This window comes from Psychrobacter sp. TWP2-1-2, from assembly GCF_049896785.1.
Taxonomy (GTDB): domain Bacteria; phylum Pseudomonadota; class Gammaproteobacteria; order Pseudomonadales; family Moraxellaceae; genus Psychrobacter.
On sequence record NZ_JAFCVA010000001.1, the window covers coordinates 321,975 to 343,835 of the forward strand.

A 21,861-nucleotide genomic window follows, 5' to 3' on the forward strand; every position below is an offset into this window, starting at 1 on the left:
ATGATTTTTGGCGGCTTGATTTATATTTCATAAGGAAACAACATGTTTGAACGTATCGACTATTACGCTGGTGATCCAATTCTAGGGCTGATGGAAAAATATACAGCAGATAACAATCCTAAAAAGGTCAATTTAGGCATTGGTATTTATTATGATGAAAATGGTGTATTGCCCGTACTTGACTGTGTAAAAACAGCCGAAGAACGCATTGCCGATCCTATTGCGCCGCGTCCATATCTGCCGATGGCAGGCTTGCCAGGACATCGTAAAGGCTGTCAGGAATTACTGTTCGGTAAAGACGCGCAGATTTTAAAAGACGGTTTGGTCGCCACTATCGCTACGATCGGCGGTTCTGGTGCGTTAAAAGTCGGCGCTGAGTTCATCCATGAATGGTTCCCACAATCTAAATGCTATGTGAGTGACCCAACATGGGGCAACCACATTGCTATTTTTGAAGGCTCTGACGTCGAAGTGGGTAAATACCCGTACTACGACAAAGCCAACAGCAGCATCAAGTTCGATGAAATGATTGCGTTTTTTGAGACGTTGAACAAAAATGATGTGATCTTGCTGCATCCTTGTTGCCACAATCCAACAGGTCTAGATTTGACCCGTGAGCAATGGGATACCGTGCTGAACGTCGTTCAAGCGCGCGAACTGATTCCATTTATGGATATTGCCTACCAAGGCTTTGGCGAAGACATGGACAGCGATGCTTATGCGATTCGTAAAGCTGTCGATATGGGCTTGCCATTGTTTGTCAGCAACTCATTCTCTAAAAACTTATCGCTATATGGTGAGCGTGTCGGCGGTCTATCAGTTGTTTGTCCAACGGTTGACGAAACAGAGCGCGTCTTCGGTCAGCTAAATGCTACCGTACGCCGTATTTACTCAAGCCCGCCATCACATGGTGGTCGTGTGGTCGATATCGTTATGAATGACGAAGCACTACATAAGCAATGGGTTGGCGAAGTTTATGCGATGCGCGACCGTATCAAAGCCATGCGTTTACAGCTAAAATCAGTGTTAGAAGCCAAAATCCCGAACCGCAACTTTGACTATATTACCCGTCAAAACGGCATGTTTAGCTTTACTGGTCTGACGCCTGAGCAAGTCGAACGCTTACAAAGCGAGTTTGGCATTTACATGGTTTCCAACTCACGTATGTGTGTGGCTGGACTGAACACCAGCAACATCGACTATGTTGCCAATGCCATGGCAGACGTCTTAAAAGACTGAGTGAGCACGCATTAAAACGGTGCGATAGTACGTAATATAGATTCACAAAAAGGTTGAGCGACTGCTCAGCCTTTTTTTATGTCCTGCGTTTTCCTATTTATTTTACTAAAGAACATCAATGTCCCTAGTATCACGTCTCTTTTAAGAAAACACTGCACAAAAACCCTTGCAATCTCCACTTTGATAAATTACATTATGCGTAAGTAGTTAATTATAACGTAATTCATTATATGCTTTAGCAAGGAGCAACCTATGTCAAAGATTGACAACACCCTCACATCCTTCATCGATATCGCCGCTGATTCTGACTTCTCCATTCATAACCTACCTTATGGTATTTTTAGTGATGCCAAAGACGCTGTTGGTAATAACAAGTGCCGCGCTGGGGTGGCTATCGGTGAGTACGTATTGGATTTGTCTGTGCTCGAAGCAGAAGGTTTACTGAGCTTAGAGGGCGGTCCATATTTTGATCAACCAACGCTAAATGCTTTTATTGACTCAGGTCGAGACAATTGGACACAGGCACGCTCAACCATCCAAACCCTACTATCTAGTGTCAGCGACACCTTGCGTGATAATCAAGACTTGCAGAAAAAAGCGCTATTTAATCAAGCAGACGTCACCATGCATCTGCCTATTCACGTACCAGGTTTTACCGATTTCTATTCGTCTAAAGAGCACGCTACCAACGTCGGTACTATGTTTCGTGATCCAAACAACGCCCTACTACCTAACTGGACTGAAATGCCAGTCGGCTATAACGGACGCGCCAGCACCGTCATCGTCAGTGGCACTGATGTGATACGCCCCTCTGGTCAATTAAAGCCAAACGCTGACGACCGCCCTATTTTCTCAGCCTGTAAGCGTTTAGATTTTGAGCTTGAGACTGCTTTTGTGGTTGGTAAAGGTAATAGCATTGGTCAACCAATTGCAGTAGACAGTGCCTTTGAGCATATTTTTGGCATGGTTTTACTCAACGACTGGTCAGCCCGTGACATTCAAAAATGGGAATACGTGCCTTTAGGCCCATTTAATGCCAAAACCTTTGCTTCTGAAGTCTCGCCTTGGATTGTGACTATGGATGCGTTGGCACCTTTTAAAACAGCATGCCCGATTCAAGAGCCAAAACCATTGGCATATCTAAACGAAAAAGACAGCAATAATAGCTATGACATCCATCTATCAGTTGAGTTATTGCCTGAAAATTCAGATAGCGCCACTGTGGTTTGTGAGACCAACTTCAAGCATATGTATTGGTCAATGGCGCAGCAGCTCACCCACCACACCATCACTGGCTGTAAAGTGGAAGTTGGCGATATGATGGGCTCAGGTACGATTTCAGGACCAACGCCAGATTCTTATGGCTCAATGTTAGAGATTGCTTGGAATGCGACCAAACCTGTCACTTTAAAAGGCGGCGAGACCCGCAGTTTTATTGAAGATGGCGACACAGTAATCATGAAAGGCTATAGCGAAAAAGACGGCATTCGTGTCGGGTTTGGTGAAGTACGCGGCAAAGTACTGCCCGCGCTTAACTTTGATTTTGACAAATAGTCTAGAAAAAATGTGAGCACTATTGTTTTGAGCTGCCAAGCAACCATCGACCTATAGTCAATCGGTACTGGCAGCCTATTACTCACTGCATTCCCTATCAAAAGGAGTTTGATATGAGCTTTAAAATTGAAAAAATCCATCATGTGGCCTATCGCTGTAAAGACGCCAAAGAAACCGTTGAATGGTATCAAAAATACCTAAACATGGACTTCATCCTTGCATTCGCTGAAGACCACGTGCCTTCGACCAAAGCCTTTGATCCTTATATGCATGTGTTTTTAGATGCTGGTAATGGCAACGTATTGGCATTTTTTGAAGTGCCCAATCAGCCTGAAATGGGTTTTGATCCGAATACCCCAAATTGGGTGCAACACTTAGCCATGAAGGTAAAAGACCGTGATGCCTTAATGGCAGCAAAAAAGCATTTAGAAGAAAATGGTATTGATGTGGTCGGCGTGACCAATCACGGTATCTTCCATTCTATCTATTTCTTTGATCCTAATGGCCATCGTATGGAACTCACCTATGATGATATTACCTCAGAAGAAAAAGTCTCGATGATTACTGAAGCCATGAAGTATGAGATGTTAGAAGAATGGTCACGTACCAAACGCGCACCCGCTCATACTCAGTTTTTACATGCAGAGGAACTGGCTGAAGCAAGAGAAGTCGCGCCTGTCGGTGAGTGATTGACCTGTTATTGTGTTTGCTATCTCTTTTTATATGATTAATTAGGGCGTACCATCATTTTAAGACCACTAAATGTATCAATATACTAATTGATGACACGCCCTAGGTAGCGAACAATATCTAACCATCATGAAAGGATTCAATGATGAAAATAAAAACCCCTTTAGAAATACTCTTAGCGACCTCGCTCGCGATGACTGGTTGCTCTAATAATGACCCAGCAGTAAACGCTGATGTAGATACAGGCGATGTGACTACTCTAAGATTCTCACACTTTATGACTGCCAATGACAACATAAACACCGAAGCATTGCAGCCATGGGCAAAGAAAATTGAAGAAGAATCAAAAGGCCGCTTAAAGATTGAGATCTACCCTTCTGCTACTCTTAGCAAACCGGGGGCTACCTATGATGCTACCGCAAAAGGTATCGTTGATATTGGTATGCAAGCGCAAGGATATACAGCAGGGCGATTTCCTTTAACTCAAATTGTAGAGCTGCCAGGTATCACCAATACTGCACAGCAGCAGAGCTGCATACTTCATAAACTGTATGATGATGGTGTCATTAAAAATGAGTACGAAGATACTCACCTGCTCGCGCTGATAGGCACTGGACAAGGCGCTCTTCATACGGTTGATAAACCCATTCGCACGCCAGCCGATATGAAAGGTTTGCGTATTCGCCAACCTTCGGCCGTTGCTAGCCACATTATCGAGGCGACTGGTGCCGCACCCGTTGGCATGCCTGCCAGTGATACTTATACCTCGCTTCAGCGCGGTGTCATTGACGGACTCAGCTTTACTTGGCAGCCCATTCAAGCTTTTCGTCTTGATGAGCTCATCAATACACATACCAACATACCTTTTTATAATTCTACTTTTGTTATCAGTATGAACAAAGATAAATATGATAATTTGCCCGATGATCTCAAGAAAGTAATTGATGACAATTCAGGGGCGGAGATGGCAGCACGTGTCTCCAAAGTATTTGACGTCAGTAACGCCAAAGCAATGGCTGCCGCTAAAGAAAAAGGCGATATCATGATCGATATTCCTGACCCACTCAATGACCCAGACTGGAAAGGTCCATTAATGGAAGGCTCGCAGCACTATCTAGATGAAGTGAATGCCACTGGTCTAGATGCTAATAATGTATACGAAAAAGCAAAAGCTGCCAGTAGCGCCTGTGTGGTCTAAAGGGTGAATATCATTAAATGATATTCGGACAAAACCCCATTTACGCGATAGCCGGTCAATTTATATGCTTAAAACTTATATAGTAAAAATACCAGCTACGCAATTTGATAACGCTGCGCTATCGCTAGAATTTGCTCAACCACGTTGTGTTGCTCACTCATGGGCAATTGCTCTGTCGTTCCAATGATAGTGATGGCGTATTCTAGTGGTAGTCCTTTGCTAGCAGTTTTGCCACTAACAGCAGATAGATTAACAGCGCTATTAACAAACGGCGGCAATATGACAGGAATGGTGATGGCATTAATCCCCATGAGCATATCACCCGTGACCGTCGCATAGCCTTGGGTACGAATCTTGGCTTGCAAATGACTGAAATTCTGCCATTTTTCTGTAATTATTGCTTCATTGTCTGTCTGCCATTCAGCTGTTACCAATGGCTGAATGACGGCATCTGGCTGATAACTGGCAAATAATTGCCCCGTCGCCGATGTCGTCAGCGGCATACGTGAACCGATACGAGTGATAATACTAATCGGGCTATCTGGTTCAACGGACTGAATAATAATAGGACCTTCGCTAAACCATTTGGCAATCTGCACACCGCAATTCAGGGTGTCTTTGATTTCATTAGCGATGTGCGTCAGCCGCTCTAAAATATTGTTTTGACTAAATCCAGAGTGCCCCAATGCTGCCAATGTGTTAACCCTATCGCCTAGCCCGTAGCGACCATCATCAAGCTTACGCGCATAGTTTTTACGTATGAGGCTGACCAAATAACGGTGACACTTTGCTGGATGCATTTGCATCACTTGCGCAATATCTTTTAGCATCATAGGCTCGTTATGATCAATAAGAACGTCTAATACCGACAATCCAATCTCCAGTGACTGGACGCCACTTTGACTTTTATTGGTTGTCACGGGATTTTCTAAAGGGTTTTCAGCTGCTGGCATGTTTTGCTCAATGAGTAATTTACTTGGCATATTAATCTAATATATTCATAAAAACTGAACTAAAGAGGTAACGTCATAAGAGTTTTTTAATTGTATAAGATACATTTCGTACCATTAATTATAACCGCTTATCTCATTCACAACCTACCATAATAAAAGGAATTCACAATGATGACACTTTATGGCTACTTTCGTAGCAGCACCTCGTATCGTACTCGTATCGCGATGAATCTCAAAGGCTTAGATTATGACTATATTTCGGTCAATTTAGCAAAAGATGAGCAGTTAGCAGATGCGTTTAAATCACTCAACCCACAAGGATTGGTGCCTGTTTTACAGACCGATGATTTATTACTATATCAAAGCCCAGCCATTTTAGAATGGTTAGAAGAGGTTCATTCAGAAAACCCGCTATTGCCTAAAGACGCGGCTGGACGTATGCAAGTACGTGCCATTAGCGCTATGATTGGTTGTGACATTCATCCTATTAATAATCGCCGTATCTTACAATACCTACGCAATGAGCTGGCAGTAGACGAAGAAAAAGTCATGGCGTGGTGCAACCGTTGGATGAGTGAGGGCTTTGCGGCGTTAGAGAAAATACTAGCAAAAGACAAAAGCCGTGGAAAATTTTGCTACGGTGACAGCCCTACTTTTGCAGATTGCTATCTGATTCCTCAGGTCTCTTCGGCGCGACGTTTTAACGTGGATTTAAGTGCCTATCCCAATATCGTCGAAATTGACACGCATTGCCGTACGCTTAAAGCCTTTGCTGACGCTGATCCTAGCATGCAGCCTGATGCGCCCAAGTCTCAATAAACAATCAAACAGGGTGCTTTCAGTAAGGGTGTTTTGCTATTAGATGATTAGAAAATTAAATGATTAGAGAATTTAATAACAAAACGCCCTTATAATTTCTGGGCTCAGGGCTCAGGCAAAGCAATCAAAGCGAATGACTGCCTGAAAATAGACAAAGCATCGATACTCTTAAGCCAAATACAGCATTCAATATTTCATCGAATCATCACTTCCACTTTTTATCTCAATATAATATTTAATATATTCAAATTATTGGTTGTATAGCAGTCAACTGTTGGCTATTCTTGGTATAGGCGTTGTTATATCTCAAATTTAGAATGAATTTTAGATAAACATACTGTTTTATACATTAAAATAAGGTTGGATATTATGAGTTATACACCTTTATCAAATAACAAAGACTCTCTACCATCCCATGCCGCTCAAGATATTTATGATTTAGCCCTATCGGCTAGAGAAGAAACAGAAACCTGTAGAAAAATTGCACCGATAGTGGTCAAAAAACTGTCAGAGTTGTCGCTATTTAGGATGGGACTGCCAAAATCGTTGGGAGGATGGCAAGGCAATCCTGTGGAAACGTTAAAGGTTTATGAGACGCTAGCCAGTGCTGAAGCCTCAGTTGCTTGGATCGTTTGGAACAATCATTTGGCCTGCACATTTGGACGATTTTTAGACGAGCCTAGCATGAAGGAAATATATAGTGACCCCTCTCATGTCTATGCCAACTCAGCACGCCCTGAAGGGATTGCTAAACAAACCGCTGAAGGATATATGATCTCAGGTCAATGGACATTAGTATCAGGTTGTGAGTTGGCAGACTGGTTTGTGCTGCGCTGCTTGGTAATATCCGAAGGCTCGCCTACGACCCTTGGACCGGGTGCAAATCTAAAGTTGTTCTTTATTCCAAAAAAAGATGTGGAGGTGATTGATACTTGGCATGTTGGTGGACTAAATGGTACAGGCAGTCACGACATCGTTATCAAAGACGCGTTTGTGCAGGAACGTTATGCGGTCGATTTTGATAGCCCTGTCGCCATCGATAATGCGTATAGCCGCCTACCAATCGGTTGTATTAATGCCGCTGGCTGTGCAGCGATGGCACTGGGTGTCTTAAAAGCGGCGACAGATGAGTTAATCGAAATTTGCCTTAAGAAAGTAACGCCCGGTAAAAGCCCAGATTTGCGTGATCGTGCAGCAGTACAAGCGACTATCGCTAAAAGCAAGACACTATTAGCGTCTAGGCGCGCACAACTACACAATAGTGTCGAGATATTATGGAACGAAGCACAGCAACAGAATGCCTTTACCGATATACAGCTGGCTGATGTGTGGGCAGCAGCTTGTGAGGCAGCGAGAGAAGCCAGAGCCATGGTATCGGAGATTTATGCGGTCGCTGGTACGGTCTCGCTATATAAAAAACATAGAATAGAAAGAGCGCATCGAGACATTCATGCTATTTTACAACATGGTATTGTGCAGCCACATTGGATGGAGCAAGCTGGCATGGCTTATGTCGGATTGACCCCAAATGCAGCCATGTTCAGAGTATAGAATTGTTTTTATAAAAATAAATAAGCCCTCATAGAATGAGGGCTTTTTATCGATTGGCTATTGAGCTAAAGAAAAACAAATCATTGTTAAAAATCATATAGTGATTACCAAATCATCACGCTGAAAACGTCTTCATGCTCATGTCGCAAAAAAGCAAGACATCTGATGCCTTGCTTTTTTACGACTAATTTTTATAACTAACAAATCACTTTACTTGATAGTAGGCTTGATTGCTTTAATCAAAATGGAAGCCTGCACCAATCGAGCCGCCAGCATTACCTTGAGTATCAGCGGTGCCGTTTACCTTCATGACCCAACGACCATCATTGGATAACTTCGAGAAGCCAATAGCAACTGCACTTTCCCCATTGTACGTTCCTATACCGCCACCGATTAAGGATTTACCAGCGATGTAAGCTTGCGGTAGTGAAGACATTGCCATGGCGGCTGAAATACCAGCATTTGCATCGTCTTCGACTTCACCAATTTTATAACCTAGCTCATTCATGTTGTTGCCAAGTCTTTGACTAACAGCATCTAATTGACCCATATTCACAGCGTCTCTGGGTGCCATTCCATCAGCCACATCAGTGATCTTGTTACCAGCGGCGTTGATACCGCTTGCAGTCATACTAGGACCACCGACAATGCTGACGCCATTATTGTTGATTGTCGTATTGCCAGTTTTGACGCTATCGATATTAATATCACCGTTTAGATCAAACTTAATACTACTACCTGCTGCTGTTGTGGTGATGTTATTACCACCTGTGAAGGTGAGGACACTGCCATCGCCTACTGGTTTGTTGATGGTAGCACCGCTATCAGCACCAAAATTGAGACCCGCATCTATTTTATCCCTGTTCACTTTGATATTGGTCGTATTAGTGTCGATGTTTGTTTTATTCGTGGCAATATTCGTGGTATTGGTTTGGATATTAGTAGTGTTGGCTTGGATATTTTCATTGATAACGACTTCTCCTTGCTTAATAGAAGCAATCGCACCGTCGATACTATTTTGACCAGTACCACCAATATTACTATTGGTAAAGGTGCCATCTACAGGATTGTAGACTGTCTCACCGCCAATGATACTACTGATGCCACTGCCTTGTGCATAGAGCTGACCACCATTGATGGCATCTTTGCTACCTTCAGAGACATCGCCATTCACAACGTTTGTAATCTTAGTGTCAGCAGCATTGATACCCGCTTTGGTGACACTAGGTCCACCTGTAATAGTCAGCCCATTATTATTCATAATGGTATCACCCGTCGTTACGCTATCTAAATTCAGGTCTGGATTTAAATCGAAGCTAATGTCATTGACGCCTGCCAATGGTGCAGCAGCAAGTAGGCCAGGGCTAACATTATTGTCCGCTGATCTAGACACTTTAATATTACCATCTGTGCTGTTTAGATCGATGGCGCTGCCTTGTTTGATCATAGTGGCAACATCACCCTGAGCCGTTAGTCCCCAACCTTGATCAAGGGCAAACGTCGTGGCATTCAACTGTCCGACAGTCGCCGCATCTGTATCTGCAATACCAGCAGCTACATTGGTGATTCTGTTAAAACCATTGTCAAGACCACTACTGCTCAGTCTAACCGTTCTACCCGGACCCTTATCGGTAAAGGTAAAGCCATTACTATTCATAATGCTATTACCAATCTGCATGCTACCCTCATTGCCTAAATTCAACTGGTTATTCAGTTTCACCTGAACACCCGTTGCTGAGGCCATCGTCGTAATGTTGCTATCACCAGTGACGTTGATGGTATCACCTAAAGCAAACTGCTGGTCGTTGGCACTATTGCCATCACCGATTTTGATGCCTTTAGCCACGAGACTATTGGTTGCTGACAATTGGTCGAAGTTTACCGCATCCTTACCTGTGGTCGCTTCTGCAACGTTAGTAATTTTATTGCCACCATTGTTTAGACCATTGGCTGAGATGCTGACACCGCTACCAAAGTTTGCGCTGTTAAGACCAGTTAAATCTTTCGCAAGTTTCACGGTCAATGTGCTGGTACCGTCAGCAACGACGCCAATGTTGTTGCCATTTGACAAGTCACTTGCCACGGTCGCGCCACCTTTGATTGTCAGCTTGTCACCAAGCTGACGATTAACGGTAGTACCCGTGTCACCATCGAAATCAAAACCTTTATCGATGGTCGTGGTCGTGGCTTGTAGTTGACCAAAGTTTACGGCATCGCTGGCTATTGTACCGTTAGCGACATTGGTAATTTGATTGCCACCATTGTCTAGCCCACTATTACTGAGTCTGACCGTTTGATTAGTCCCACCCATAAATGTGACACCATCAGCGTTGACGACTGTATTTCCTGTAGTCAAGCTGGTTGAGACTAAGTCGGCAGCAGTAGCAACTTTGATACCGCCATTGTCAGCGGTCAAGACAATATTGTCACCAGTAATAAAGTTGGCTGTATTATTGTCTTTATCCAAAGTCTTGACATCAGCACCATTGATTTGTGTCACTACCGTTTGCATCGCACTATCGGCTTTTACCAAGCTTGCCTTACTACCTTCGCTTAGATCAACTTGATAGTCGGTGATATTGGTATCAGGATCTTTGACACTAGTGCTAACTGTTAGTGCATTAGCATCGGCAGTAGAAACACTGGCGCCATTGGCATTGACAGTATAGACATCCTGTCCAGTATCGCTATCGGTTGAAAAGTCAACACTGGCAACATTTGTACCTTTAACTACTTTGGTTCTCGCTCCTGCGGCTGCCATCTGTACATCACCAATATTCGCCGCATTGGTTACTGTATCACCACCGCTTTTTACTCCCTTGATCTGGGTGTCGTTGGCATTGATACCAGTAGTAGAGATACTAACACCACCAAAATCTGCACTAGTGAGGCCCGTTAAAGTTGGAGACAGACCGAGAGCAATTCCATCGCCCGTTGATAAGCCAGTAGTGGTCAAATTGCTGTCCGTATCAAACTTAATTTCTTCACCCAAGGCAAAGGTTTTTTTGAGAGTGCCGCCGCTACTTGCATCATTCACATTAAACTTGATGCCTTTAGCAATATTGTCAGTGTTGGTGCCAATATTGGTGGTATTGGTTGAGATGTTGCTAGTATTGGTCGTGACTTGTTGGTTGGTATTAAATAACTGACCACCATTGATGGCGTCTTTGCTATTTAGACTGACCGTACCATTAGAAACATTGACGACCTTCTTATTACCCGCATTGATCCCGCTTTTGGTGATGCTTGGACCATTTAAAATGGTCAGACCATTACTGGTTAACGTGGCATTGGTAGGGTTAAATATGCTTCCACCCGTTACCGTGACACCTGCACCACTAACGGTAGTGACGCCAGTAAGCACGCCGCCAGTGACAATACCTAGACCATTGACCGTTGTACCGTTTAATAAGTTACCTGTGCTAACGCTGCCTGTTGTACCTAGGTTTAGATTGTCATTGAGCTCAACTTCGATTTTGCCATTTTTTACTCGGGTGTCGATGTTGCTGTTAGAGCCAACCACCTCAACGGCTTGTCCCAATGGTTTCTGTACTGTATTACCATCAGCAGCTTTTAGCGCAAATCCTTTGTTAATAGTCGTGGTATTATTTCCGACCGCTTCATTGGTCGCATACAATTGACTACCATTCACGGCATCTGTACTAGCCACAGTGACAGCTCCACCAGCGACGTTTTTGATCTGACGCTCAGATCCTACTACGCCCACGGATACTTGCGCACCCTCTCGTAGCATACCCTTATCATCAATGACATTACCGGCGATATCATATACCACGCCACCAACTGTCATCGTCTTTTCAGAGCTTGCACTTTTTGCTGTTGTTGAGCCTGCACCTAAAGAGACTGAACCATCTTTGCTCGCTGATGCACCAACACCGAACGCTGAAGAAGCCGTTCCCGAGGTATTGGAATGAACACCAACGGCTGTAGACAGATCACCTTTAGACAACGATTTTGCACCAATGGCTATCGACGCAGCACCTCCAGCTTCGGTATTGACATCGTACTGATTGGTTTCTACCAAATCTTTACCTACGTAGGATTTGAAAACATCGTTAACTGTGCCACTATTTAGTGGTGACAATGGACTACCATCGATATTGGTTCTCGATGCAAAATCTAGATCATCACCGCCTATCGCGATCGAGGATGCCCCTCTAGACACGACGTTAGCACCGATAGCAATCGATTGCTCACCACTTGCCATCGTCTGTTGCCCAAATTCTGAGCTGCCAATCGCAATGGTTTGGCTACCAGTGGCTTTTGCATTTCCGCCCAGCGCCATGGCGTTATAACCTGTCGCTCCGTCGTTATTAGCATTACCGACAGCAGCTGAGTCCACGCTATAATACTTGGTTTTATTATTAGCGACAGTATTCGACAGCCCCGTTAGCTGAGCCACATTGACAGCATCACTGTCACTACTACCTGCTGCGACGTTTACAATCTGACGGTTGCCACCCGCTGCTCCTGTTCCTACAGAGACCGCGCCAAGCGTAACGCTATCCGTTGCTTGGATGACTGAGCTATCTGCTCCTACTGGCACAAAACCACTGGCACCACCAGCACGATTTGCAATAGAGTTTGAACCTAATGCGATGCCATTTACTGCGTTAGATCGAGAGCCGACACCAAAAGCAAGGCTGTTATCAGCAGTCGCTTTTGCATTACTACCAAAGGCAATCGTATCACTGCCAACTGCTTGAGTCTGTCCATCCGCTCTATAACCTACATTTGCTTGATCAGCCACTGTACCTGCATTTTCAAAATCAGTTGAACCAATCGCAATACCACGTTTGCCTGAGGCAAGTGCTGAATGACCAACAGCAAGAGAGCCTTGACCCGTTGCTGAGGAGACGTTACCAATAGCCTGAGCAAAGTCAGCAGTCGCTGCCGATTGACGTCCAAGCGCTAACGAGGTATTCCCATTAGAATACGCTGCCGCCCCAATTGCCACAGATGACCGACCAATGGCTTTTGCTTGAGTGCCTAGAGCAGTAGCGACGTCGCCGGCTTCTGTCCCAGTGCCAATGGCGGTACTACCAGAGTTGTTTTGTGAACCACCCGTCCAAGTAAATGACGGATTGCCTCTATCGACCAGATTGAAGTTTTGCCCAGCGTCCGCTTCACAGCCAATGGCAACCGAATAGCTGCCTTCAGCATTCGCTTCAGTACTGTTTGTATTACAAGAAGAAATTGCCGTACCAGATCCCGTACCACCGCCGACATTCACTTGCGCAAAAGCTTGCGGTGACATTGTAAATCCAGCCGCCAGCATCCCTATGGCGATCGTGGATAGTCGGAAAAATTGGGTAGAAGAAAGATTAGAAGTCGTATTGATGGTCGCGTTTGCGCTCACGCTAGATTTGGAAGATTTGCCGCGCCCCTTTGCATATTCACCAACTGCGGTAAAACAGCTCAAGGCTTCATTCCATATTACTTTATAGATGCGGTTCATAGTGTGCACTCCCTTACAGACTGGTCAGATTTAAAAATCAGAGATAATATCCATCTTGCAGAGAGTCGATATCACAAAATAAAACACGTTATCGGCTGGCAATGAGTAAATATTTTTTGTTCATCATTTATCTTGTTAACCAACAACTAACACTTTTTATCTTGAAAAGCCCTAATCGCTCTCTCTATATATTAGTATTACCGAATATAGAGAGAGAGACAATGCCGCTCATCGGGCATTTATTACCGTTCATCCAATTATATAACAAAAAATGAATATATAGATGTTTTTTGCTCCTTGCTTATATTGAATGCTCCCACTTTTTTGAAATAATCCGCTTTGAAACTTAATAAAACACACGCTTATACACACACTTTAGAGATGTTTTAAGCGCGTGTTCGCCACTTTATGCTGCTCTTAGTCCCCTTCAGAGTTAACAGGCAATGTTATTTGCATCACCAGCCCTTGGATATCATCTTGGCGATTATAGACATGAATCTGACCCTTGTGTGCCATTACCACGGCATGAACGATTGCCAGCCCCAAACCATAACCCCCCGTTTCACGATGGCGAGCCGAGTCAAGCCGTACAAAGGGCTGAAAAATACGCGCCAAGTCCTTATCCGCGATGCCACCACCCTCGTCTGTGATGCTGATTTGAAGTGCAGGCTTATTGCCTTCCATCTCCACTTTTTTAATGTCAGCAATGACTGTTGAATCAGAGGCCGTATGCATAAAAGCATTACGAATGACATTTTCAAGCGCACTATGCAGCTGTTCTTGATTGCCAAGTACTGTCCAAGGAGTGGCTGAGTGAGCCGTTGATAAAGAATCTGTCATGGGTGTGTGACTCGGCTGCCATTGCCAACGCACATTTTTATGCTGAAACTCAAAGCAAACGTCTTGTCCAATCTCACTGATGATGTCAGAAATATCAACCGCTTCGTTTTCTATATTGTCGATGGTATATTGCTGCATTTGTAGAGATTGAATATGAATGATTTGCTCAATCAACTCATTCATCCGCGCCGACTCTTTATCGATACGGTCGAGATAACGACTGGCATTCGGTGCAAAGTCGCGAGTCAGCTCAGTCGCAACGTCTAGACGTGCCAGTGGCGATCGTAGCTCGTGCGAGATATCACTGAGCATCTGTTTGCGTGCTAGCTCACTCTCAGCCAACCGTTTTGATAATTTAGCCACGTCTTTTGCGAGTAAACCAAGCTCATCATCTCCCATTTTTGATAGGTCTGGGTGGGTCTGATAATCGCCATCAATCAGACGGTGTACGGTATTTTGTACACGGCGAATACGCTGAGTCATTGTACGGCTCAGCCAAATACAAACCAAGACGCTAAAAACGAGAATAAATAGCAAACGTATGGGAAAATTGCCACGTTGCAGCGCCATAACATCAGCAAAACGCAAATGCGGACGTAATTGTATAATGACAGACTGCTCATCTGGTAAGACGACCGTCACATCAGCCAGCTCAGGGCGACTGTCGAAATCAGCTAGCGTAGCGCTATTTGGCATCATCGGTTGCAGAATATGGTTTAAGAATGACGACTTATCATTCGACATTTTATTATTATCATCGTGACTATTAACCCTGTTATTGTCCACATTGGGCTGAGCTGCCATTGGTTGCATTGATGATTGCATTGATAGTTGCCCTACTTCACGCCGACTACCCTGCATACCTTTTTGCCTACGCTCATCTCTATTGCGATAACGCGGAAATATAATCGCCCCTTCTTCATCGTAAACACTTATCTGATTCATGAGTTGACGGTCCTGACGATACATCTGCTTAACTGTACTTAAATCACCCGCTCTTAATGCCTCAACCATTTCTTGACGCTTAATCAATAAACTATCAGTTTGTACGTTCATGCGAGCCGTTAGTGCTTTTTCGACCAGCCAACGCTCCACCATGATCGATAAAATAGAGGTGATTATAATTGTTAATAATAGACTTAGAAACAAACGCCAAAATAGTGTGATTCGCACTTTAAACTTTGGTGTTTGCTTAAGCATTTTATGGTTAATAGCTTTCTTGGAAGCGTTCATCGATGAGTCCATCATTACAATACCAGCTGATAACCTTTACCACGAACCGCCTTGATAGGCTCATCATGAAAAGGTTGGAGTTTTTTGCGGAGTCGTGAGACATGCACATCAAGGCTACGGTCGAACGGCTGTAATTCACGTTGTAAAACATGCTCTGACAGCCACGCTTTGCTCACCACCTCACCTTTTTGTTTCAGTAGCGCAACCAACAAATCAAACTCTGTCCCCGTCACTTGTAGTTCTATGCCATCTATCTGACAAAGCCGCTGGTTTTGATTCAGATGCAAACGGCTCTCTGGTAACGGCGTATGCTCTGATGTCGCTGCGCTAGTGCGTTTGATGACGGCATTGATACGTGCCAGCAGCTCTCTAGGATTGCAGGGTTTGGTAATATAATCATCAGCACCAAGTTCAAGCCCAATGATACGATCAATCTCCTCCCCTTTTGCGGTCAGCATAATGACAGGGATATCACTGATATTGGGTAATTGACGCAAGACACTCAATCCATCTATTTTTGGCATCATAATATCTAGCACCAGCAAATCATAAGCAGCAGCGCCATTAAGCACATTATTGCTTGCGGTTTTGAGTTTCTGTATGACAGCCTCACCATCGTGAACGCAGTCGCATGTCACCCCATGATTGTGCAAGTATTCTTGTAACAATTGGGTCAATTCTTCGTCATCATCACCTAGTAGTATGTGTGGCACATCTTTCTCCTTAAGCGTTAAATCGCTTTATGAGCCATATTATCAGTCAATTGCTTATCGATTCGCTATAAACGTTACCTTTCTTAATACTTCATAAATGTTCGTAACCTTTAACTGTCGTAATATAGCGTCTATCAGCGACAAATACTGATAACAAGCTGTGATGGATAGTGGCTATCCGGGACACTTAGCATTCATAAGCTAATCAGATAAAAACTGACTTTTTCGCAACCAATAACGTATGCACCATAAATTAAGGTAACGATGATGAAAAAATTATTAATGGGCTCAGTCTTAGCAATGTCTAGCATTTTCACCGTAACGGCTTGTACCAGTGTTAATGCAACCACTGATACCACACCAACGACCAGTAAAATGCAGCATAAAGATGGCATGAAAAAAGCCATGAACAAAGGCGGCATGAGAGGTCCAATGTCGCAGCTAGATCTAACAGCAACGCAACAAGCGCAAATCAAAGCCATCATGCAAGCACAACACGGCGATCGTAAAGCTGACCGTACAAAAAACAAAGCAGAACGGGCGCAAATGCAGCAACAAATGCAAGCATTAACTAATAGTAGCACTCTAAATACAGCCGCAGTTAATCGCTTAGCTGATCAGCAAGCGGCTAAAACCAAGCAGCGCTTCATTGAGCGAGTACAGACTCAACATGCTATCTCTCAAGTATTGACTGCTGAGCAACGCGCAAAACTCGCTACATTAAAAGCTGAAAAAATGGCGAAAGGTCATAAAGGCTCAGAGCACGGTAAAAGGCATGGCAAACCACATCAAGGCATGTAATTCGTCATTAATAGGCTGTTTCGCATTCATGCTGACTGTCCTATAAGACTGATTATGAACACATAAAAAAGCGCATCGTATAAACGGTGCGCTTTTTAGTTTTAATGTTGAGGCTCACATTACTTTGATATTTTAATTAACTGTAAAAAGGCGCGCTCTTCAAGAATTTTGATATCTAAACCACTCTGAATCAGCTCTTCCACTTTTCGATGCTTACTACTTTTTTCATGACCAGCAAGCAACGTTAAATCTTGAACACCAACCACAAGATAATCTAATGTCTTCGAAGCACCCGCTTTGACATTAAAACCATTTTTGGCTGCTATCTCAGCAATATCTGCTCGACTGATACTAAGATTGCCTGTAAAGCAGATATTGAGTCCTGCATATTGTCCTGACTCATTTCCAACTTTTGTGATATGACTGGGGTAACTTCTATTATTTGCGCTTGGTTGCTGAGGATAATTACGACTGTATTGACTATCTTCTACCCAATCATGAATTGATAAACCATTTTCTCTAAGAATGGTTACGATTATAAAGCCACATGCTTTGGCATCTTCTAGCGCGTCATGATGGTTAAACCGATAATTCCATTCTCTACAAACATTCGCCAGATTATAACCTTTAACCGAAAAGCGCTGACACGTCTTACGTACCAATACCGTGGCATCGACCCACTGTAACTCTGGTATTGGTAATTTGTGAAGCTCTAGACTTTTTGTCAACGCCCTTTGATCAAAGTCAGTATAGCTAACGACAACATTTTCACCGATAAATTTTAATATTTGCCCGTAAATGTCATACATAGACGGCGCATCTTTTACCATACTACTGGTAATACCATGCACTTCTATATTTTGACGACTAAAAGACGTCTGAGGACATACTAACTTACAGTAGGTATCAATTAACTTACCGTTCAAATATTTAGCCAAGCCTATTTGACAAATAGACCCTACCTCGCTGTTTGCAGTTTCAACGTCAATGGTCACAAAATTCACTAGCTCGTCCTCAATGTCATAGATTTAGTCTGATTTAGTTTTGTTTATTCAATCGCCCCAAACTTCTCTTTAGCCATTGGCATGACACTAAACATCATCTTACCCATTGCAGTACCATTGCCATCACGATAATACTGCATCAACTCGCTACCATACTCGCGCATATCAATACTGTTACTGGCATTAGGCACTTGTACATCACTTGGTAAATTGGGAAATACCATGTTTTTGGCGCTTACAGCGGAATACTGCTGCAAAACATCTATGACCATGTTCTTACTAGCGGCGGTTTCGCTCGGAAGCTCACTGCGCATATGCTGCCATTTGAGCTGACCACGCTTATCAAATCCATACAACTCTTGCGTCTCTGAATTGGATAGCATTGCACTTTCTGCCGTCTTTTCTTTTGCCTCTGCCATTGTTTCCTCTACTGCCTCACCGCCACTATCCATGCCACTCTTTATCATTGCTAGCATCTGCTGCACTAACGCTTTACTGGTAAATTTATCAGCATCTGTGTTGCCTACCTCGTCAGCCGCGCTTTCTTTAACCAGTTCTGGATATCGCTGACTCATCCGCTCGTAAATGATGCGCATATAATCTTGATAAAACTGCTCATAACTCTCAGCACTTTGTACACGGCGAATAACTTGTTTACTTGCTAGCATTGCTGGCAGCTGATGCGCGGGTAACTTGGGAGAGAACGAGGCTAGCGTATTAGGAGCAACATAATCAAACTGGCTAATCGGTGCGGCATCAAATGTGGCGTCTAAGGCGGCAAAGTGGCTTTTTATCAACTCACTACCAAAGCCTTTAGGTAAGGTGCCATCATCAATGGCTAGCTTTAACCACTTGTTGCGCCACTTTGTGCCGAGCTTGTCATCTAATAGCTCTGAATTAAACATCGCAAAATTATCTGCCCATAGATAAATATTACCGTTTTTCAAATCCAGATAAATCGGCTGATTCATGCTGCTTTGATGATTACGCGCTTGATACTGCACGCTCGCCAGCATCGTCGCCTTGCCAGCCATTGGCTGATAGACGCCTTGTGCATTGATAGACAGCGGCTTTAGCACATAAGCATCTAGCAACTTTGCTTTTTTGATATCTTGCGCTGTCGATCGGTCGTCGTAATTGTCAAATAACTGTTGGTAAAACGCTGGCACATTGATTTCACTATCATATTTACTCTCTACCCATGCCTCATAGGCATCCGTACACTCAAGATAGCGGTCTTTGAGCACCGTTCGCTGAGCATCATAATCTGCCACCAAAATATCTTTATTTTGCGTTTCTGCTTGGGTAATTAAGGTGGCATACGCTTGATCGTGTGTGTCTTCGCAGTATTCATCGATATAAACTGAGGCGACTGGCGCTTTGGCATCTATTTCCATATTTATATCGCTAAACTGCTGCTCGTTACTGATCTCCAGATTGCTATGATAGCTAAAGGACTGGCGGCGCTGTTTCTGTAACGCAGTCGCCAATGCTGTTTTGGCTACCACTGGCGTTTGCTTAGCAGTCGCAGCATTAGATTGGTCAAGACTGGTAGATTGGCAGCCCGTTAATAACAATGCCCCTGTGACTAATGCACCAGCAAATAGGCGATTGCCATTAAGAACTGATGCAAGGCTCGCTGACGAAAGACGACTTGCAATGATTTGATGTGATTTTTTCATTTTTTATCCTTATTGAATATGTGCTTGAATATGACAAGATAGCGTTATTGACCGTCTACCCTGTTGTCAGCATCATCTGCGGCATCGTCTTCGATATCAGTGTCATCTTGACTATCAGCACTGTCATATTCTGCTGCCTCATAGCCGCTATCACCATCTGCATAATCGCTACTATAGTCATCATCACTGCTCCCACTATAGTCATAGCGGGCATAACGTGCCGCTTGCAGTCTTTCTTTTTGTTGGCGTTGCTCTGCCATCCATGCATTGCCATCGATAGCAGCTTTAGCATTTGGGCCAAAAGACTCGGTCAACAAAGGCGTTAGTGCATGTTTATTAAAACTGCTTTTATCATAGCGTACTTGATTCAGCACGCTGGTTGTCGAACCCATCAAATCGCCACCGATATTTACCCGCTGCTGCTTACCAAGCAGGCGATCTGAGCGGTCTAAATAATAGTAATTTATCTGATTAAAAGAGATCGGACCGATGGCCTCAATAAGCTGCAATAGCGCACCCACATCCGCACTTTGGTAGCCTTTATTGTATAGCTGCACTTTCGCAAGCGCAGTTTTTAGCATAGCGCCATCAGGATATTTCTGTGGATTGGCATCGACATAATCCTGTAGCGATTTTGTCATGTATTTTAGAGTTTTTCCGATCATCTCACCGCTTTGCTTGCTGCCAAAATAGACTTTTACCGCTTGGCTCGCCCCGACTTCTTTGGCAAATGCATCATTATGAATATCTACAGCACTAAAGTGCTCAGGCGCAAGCTCTGCCATGCTGCTCTGTATGGCAGTGATGGCGGCATCATAAAGCACTGCTGGCGGCAGCTGCGCAGTAATACTCTCAGGCAACCCAAAACTAACGGTATGTGAGGTCATTTGATTAGGTAAAGGGGTGTTTTCAGGATTAACAAGCGCCACAATAGGCATGATTGCCGATGGGTCTACCGTGATACGGCTGTTATTAAAATCGAACGCTAACGGTATCTGGATGGATGAGCTAATCGTCGGCGTCACATAGTCATAGCTATAGACGCTTTGCAGTTGTCGCTGTTTGGGTTTGTACTGACTGACACTATTGAACGTTAAATTTTGATATTGATAAGCATTTGACGCAGCTATCTGTTCCGGCGTGCGATGGAACATACTCAGCATTTGACCAATGACGCCCGTAGATGTTGCTGATTGGCTACCTTCTACAGCCTCTGATTGTTGCTTAGCCATTTGTATGGCTTCATACTGCTCTATCATGCTTTTTGGGTTTAATTTTGATAACTTTGAAAAAGCACTGTCTGATTCATAATCATCGGTGTCATAGTTCCCTTCGCCGTAACTCTCTGATTGATAGTCACTGCGACTATAACCGTTTTCGTCATAGTTAACATCCTCTACAACACAGACTTCATAAGCGTCATCGTCCTCATTATCATTGCATTTATTCGACTCTGCACTTACCGCTGCTAACTCTGCCATAGCCTCAGTTTGCCTGTCCTCATAATCACTTTCATCATAGTCACCGTCAGGCTTATAAACATAGGCTTCTATAATTGTTCTAAGCAAGCTACTAGAGCCTGCATCAATGCTGTCTGGATCAATAAAAGGTACCGCTTGATAATTGGCTTGCGCGACTGCTACGTGTTCTGTTGCCAGATGCTGACGAATAGCTGCCAGTAAATGTGATTTGGCTTGATTGTCCGTATTGGGATATTTTTCTTGGTAAAATAATTGCTGATAACGCTCAGATTTGGCAGTAAGGCTAGCATTAAATGCGCGTCCTTGTGCTTGGCTCTGCGCGCTATCAGCGGTATTAAAATCAATCATACTTTTTGATGCCGCAGTCGACGACACCGCTGGGCTTGATTGACAGCCCAAAAGAGCCAGAGACGTAGTGCCAACCAGCAAGGCGATAGACGTCAATTTACCTACCTGATATACATGATCGTTATTATTGATAGACGAATGATGACTCGTCATCTCAGAGTAGCGCTGTCGATTATGATTATTAATATGATTTGATGACATAGTAATCTCTTTGTATAAATAGCCAGTCTATAATTAGTGTACATTAGTACCGTTATTTATATCACAATGCGTTAC

Annotated in this window: 14 protein-coding genes; 7 read left to right on the forward strand and 7 right to left on the reverse strand. The window is 43.7% G+C overall.

All coding sequences use genetic code 11. The annotated features are described in order from the left end of the window. Positions 1–42: 42 nt before the first annotated feature. The 4 genes from ACP7AE_RS01310 (at position 43) to ACP7AE_RS01325 (ending at position 4,681) form a co-directional block, all read left to right on the forward strand. Positions 43–1,239 carry an aromatic amino acid transaminase gene (locus tag ACP7AE_RS01310; RefSeq protein ID WP_201539159.1) on the forward strand — a complete coding sequence of 399 codons (1,197 nt, stop codon included), beginning with the start codon at positions 43–45 and terminating at the stop codon, positions 1,237–1,239. Positions 1,240–1,491: 252 nt separating this feature from the next. Further along, positions 1,492–2,793 carry a fumarylacetoacetase gene (gene fahA / locus ACP7AE_RS01315; protein WP_426241090.1) on the forward strand — a complete coding sequence of 434 codons (1,302 nt, stop codon included), beginning with the start codon at positions 1,492–1,494 and terminating at the stop codon, positions 2,791–2,793. Between the two features lie 113 nt (positions 2,794–2,906). Beyond that, on the forward strand, positions 2,907–3,482 hold the full coding sequence (locus tag ACP7AE_RS01320; RefSeq protein WP_055124084.1) for a VOC family protein: 576 nt from the start codon (positions 2,907–2,909) through the stop codon (positions 3,480–3,482). Between the two features lie 146 nt (positions 3,483–3,628). Continuing rightward, positions 3,629–4,681 (forward strand): TRAP transporter substrate-binding protein, encoded by a 1,053-nt coding sequence (locus tag ACP7AE_RS01325; protein WP_426241091.1) that lies wholly within the window; start codon positions 3,629–3,631, stop codon positions 4,679–4,681. A 95-nt stretch (positions 4,682–4,776) separates the two neighbouring features. Here the strand turns inward: ACP7AE_RS01325 and ACP7AE_RS01330 are convergent, their stop codons facing one another. Further along, positions 4,777–5,664 (reverse strand): IclR family transcriptional regulator, encoded by an 888-nt coding sequence (locus ACP7AE_RS01330; RefSeq protein ID WP_426241092.1) that lies wholly within the window; start codon positions 5,662–5,664, stop codon positions 4,777–4,779. 141 nt (positions 5,665–5,805) lie between these two features. Here ACP7AE_RS01330 and maiA point away from each other — a divergent pair, with 141 nt between their 5' ends. Then, positions 5,806–6,453, forward strand: a complete 648-nt coding sequence (maiA, locus tag ACP7AE_RS01335; RefSeq protein WP_426137682.1) for a maleylacetoacetate isomerase — start codon at positions 5,806–5,808, stop codon at positions 6,451–6,453. Positions 6,454–6,822: 369 nt separating this feature from the next. Further along, positions 6,823–8,004, forward strand: coding sequence for an acyl-CoA dehydrogenase family protein (locus ACP7AE_RS01340; RefSeq protein ID WP_426241093.1), 1,182 nt, complete (start codon positions 6,823–6,825; stop codon positions 8,002–8,004). Positions 8,005–8,239: 235 nt separating this feature from the next. On the opposite strand, the gene ACP7AE_RS01345 is transcribed toward ACP7AE_RS01340, so the two are convergent. The 3 genes from ACP7AE_RS01345 to ACP7AE_RS01355 form a co-directional block, all read right to left on the reverse strand. Beyond that, positions 8,240–13,483 (reverse strand): YadA-like family protein, encoded by a 5,244-nt coding sequence (locus ACP7AE_RS01345; protein WP_426241094.1) that lies wholly within the window; start codon positions 13,481–13,483, stop codon positions 8,240–8,242. A gap of 417 nt (positions 13,484–13,900) precedes the next feature. Beyond that, positions 13,901–15,556 carry a sensor histidine kinase gene (locus tag ACP7AE_RS01350; RefSeq protein WP_426241095.1) on the reverse strand — a complete coding sequence of 552 codons (1,656 nt, stop codon included), beginning with the start codon at positions 15,554–15,556 and terminating at the stop codon, positions 13,901–13,903. A 14-nt stretch (positions 15,557–15,570) separates the two neighbouring features. Next, complete coding sequence (locus tag ACP7AE_RS01355; RefSeq protein ID WP_201539167.1) at positions 15,571–16,269, reverse strand: response regulator transcription factor; 699 nt, start codon at positions 16,267–16,269, stop codon at positions 15,571–15,573. Positions 16,270–16,536: 267 nt separating this feature from the next. On the opposite strand from ACP7AE_RS01355, the gene ACP7AE_RS01360 reads away from it, so the two are divergent. Continuing rightward, positions 16,537–17,070, forward strand: coding sequence for a Spy/CpxP family protein refolding chaperone (locus tag ACP7AE_RS01360; RefSeq protein WP_201539168.1), 534 nt, complete (start codon positions 16,537–16,539; stop codon positions 17,068–17,070). Between the two features lie 119 nt (positions 17,071–17,189). Here the strand turns inward: ACP7AE_RS01360 and ACP7AE_RS01365 are convergent, their stop codons facing one another. The 3 genes from ACP7AE_RS01365 to ACP7AE_RS01375 are packed head-to-tail and all read right to left on the reverse strand — an operon-like array spanning position 17,190 to position 21,786. Beyond that, positions 17,190–18,074, reverse strand: a complete 885-nt coding sequence (locus ACP7AE_RS01365; protein WP_426241096.1) for an exonuclease domain-containing protein — start codon at positions 18,072–18,074, stop codon at positions 17,190–17,192. A 44-nt stretch (positions 18,075–18,118) separates the two neighbouring features. Next, positions 18,119–19,756 (reverse strand): hypothetical protein, encoded by a 1,638-nt coding sequence (locus ACP7AE_RS01370; protein ID WP_426241097.1) that lies wholly within the window; start codon positions 19,754–19,756, stop codon positions 18,119–18,121. A 44-nt stretch (positions 19,757–19,800) separates the two neighbouring features. After that, positions 19,801–21,786 carry a hypothetical protein gene (locus ACP7AE_RS01375; RefSeq protein ID WP_426241098.1) on the reverse strand — a complete coding sequence of 662 codons (1,986 nt, stop codon included), beginning with the start codon at positions 21,784–21,786 and terminating at the stop codon, positions 19,801–19,803. Positions 21,787–21,861 lie beyond the last annotated feature (75 nt).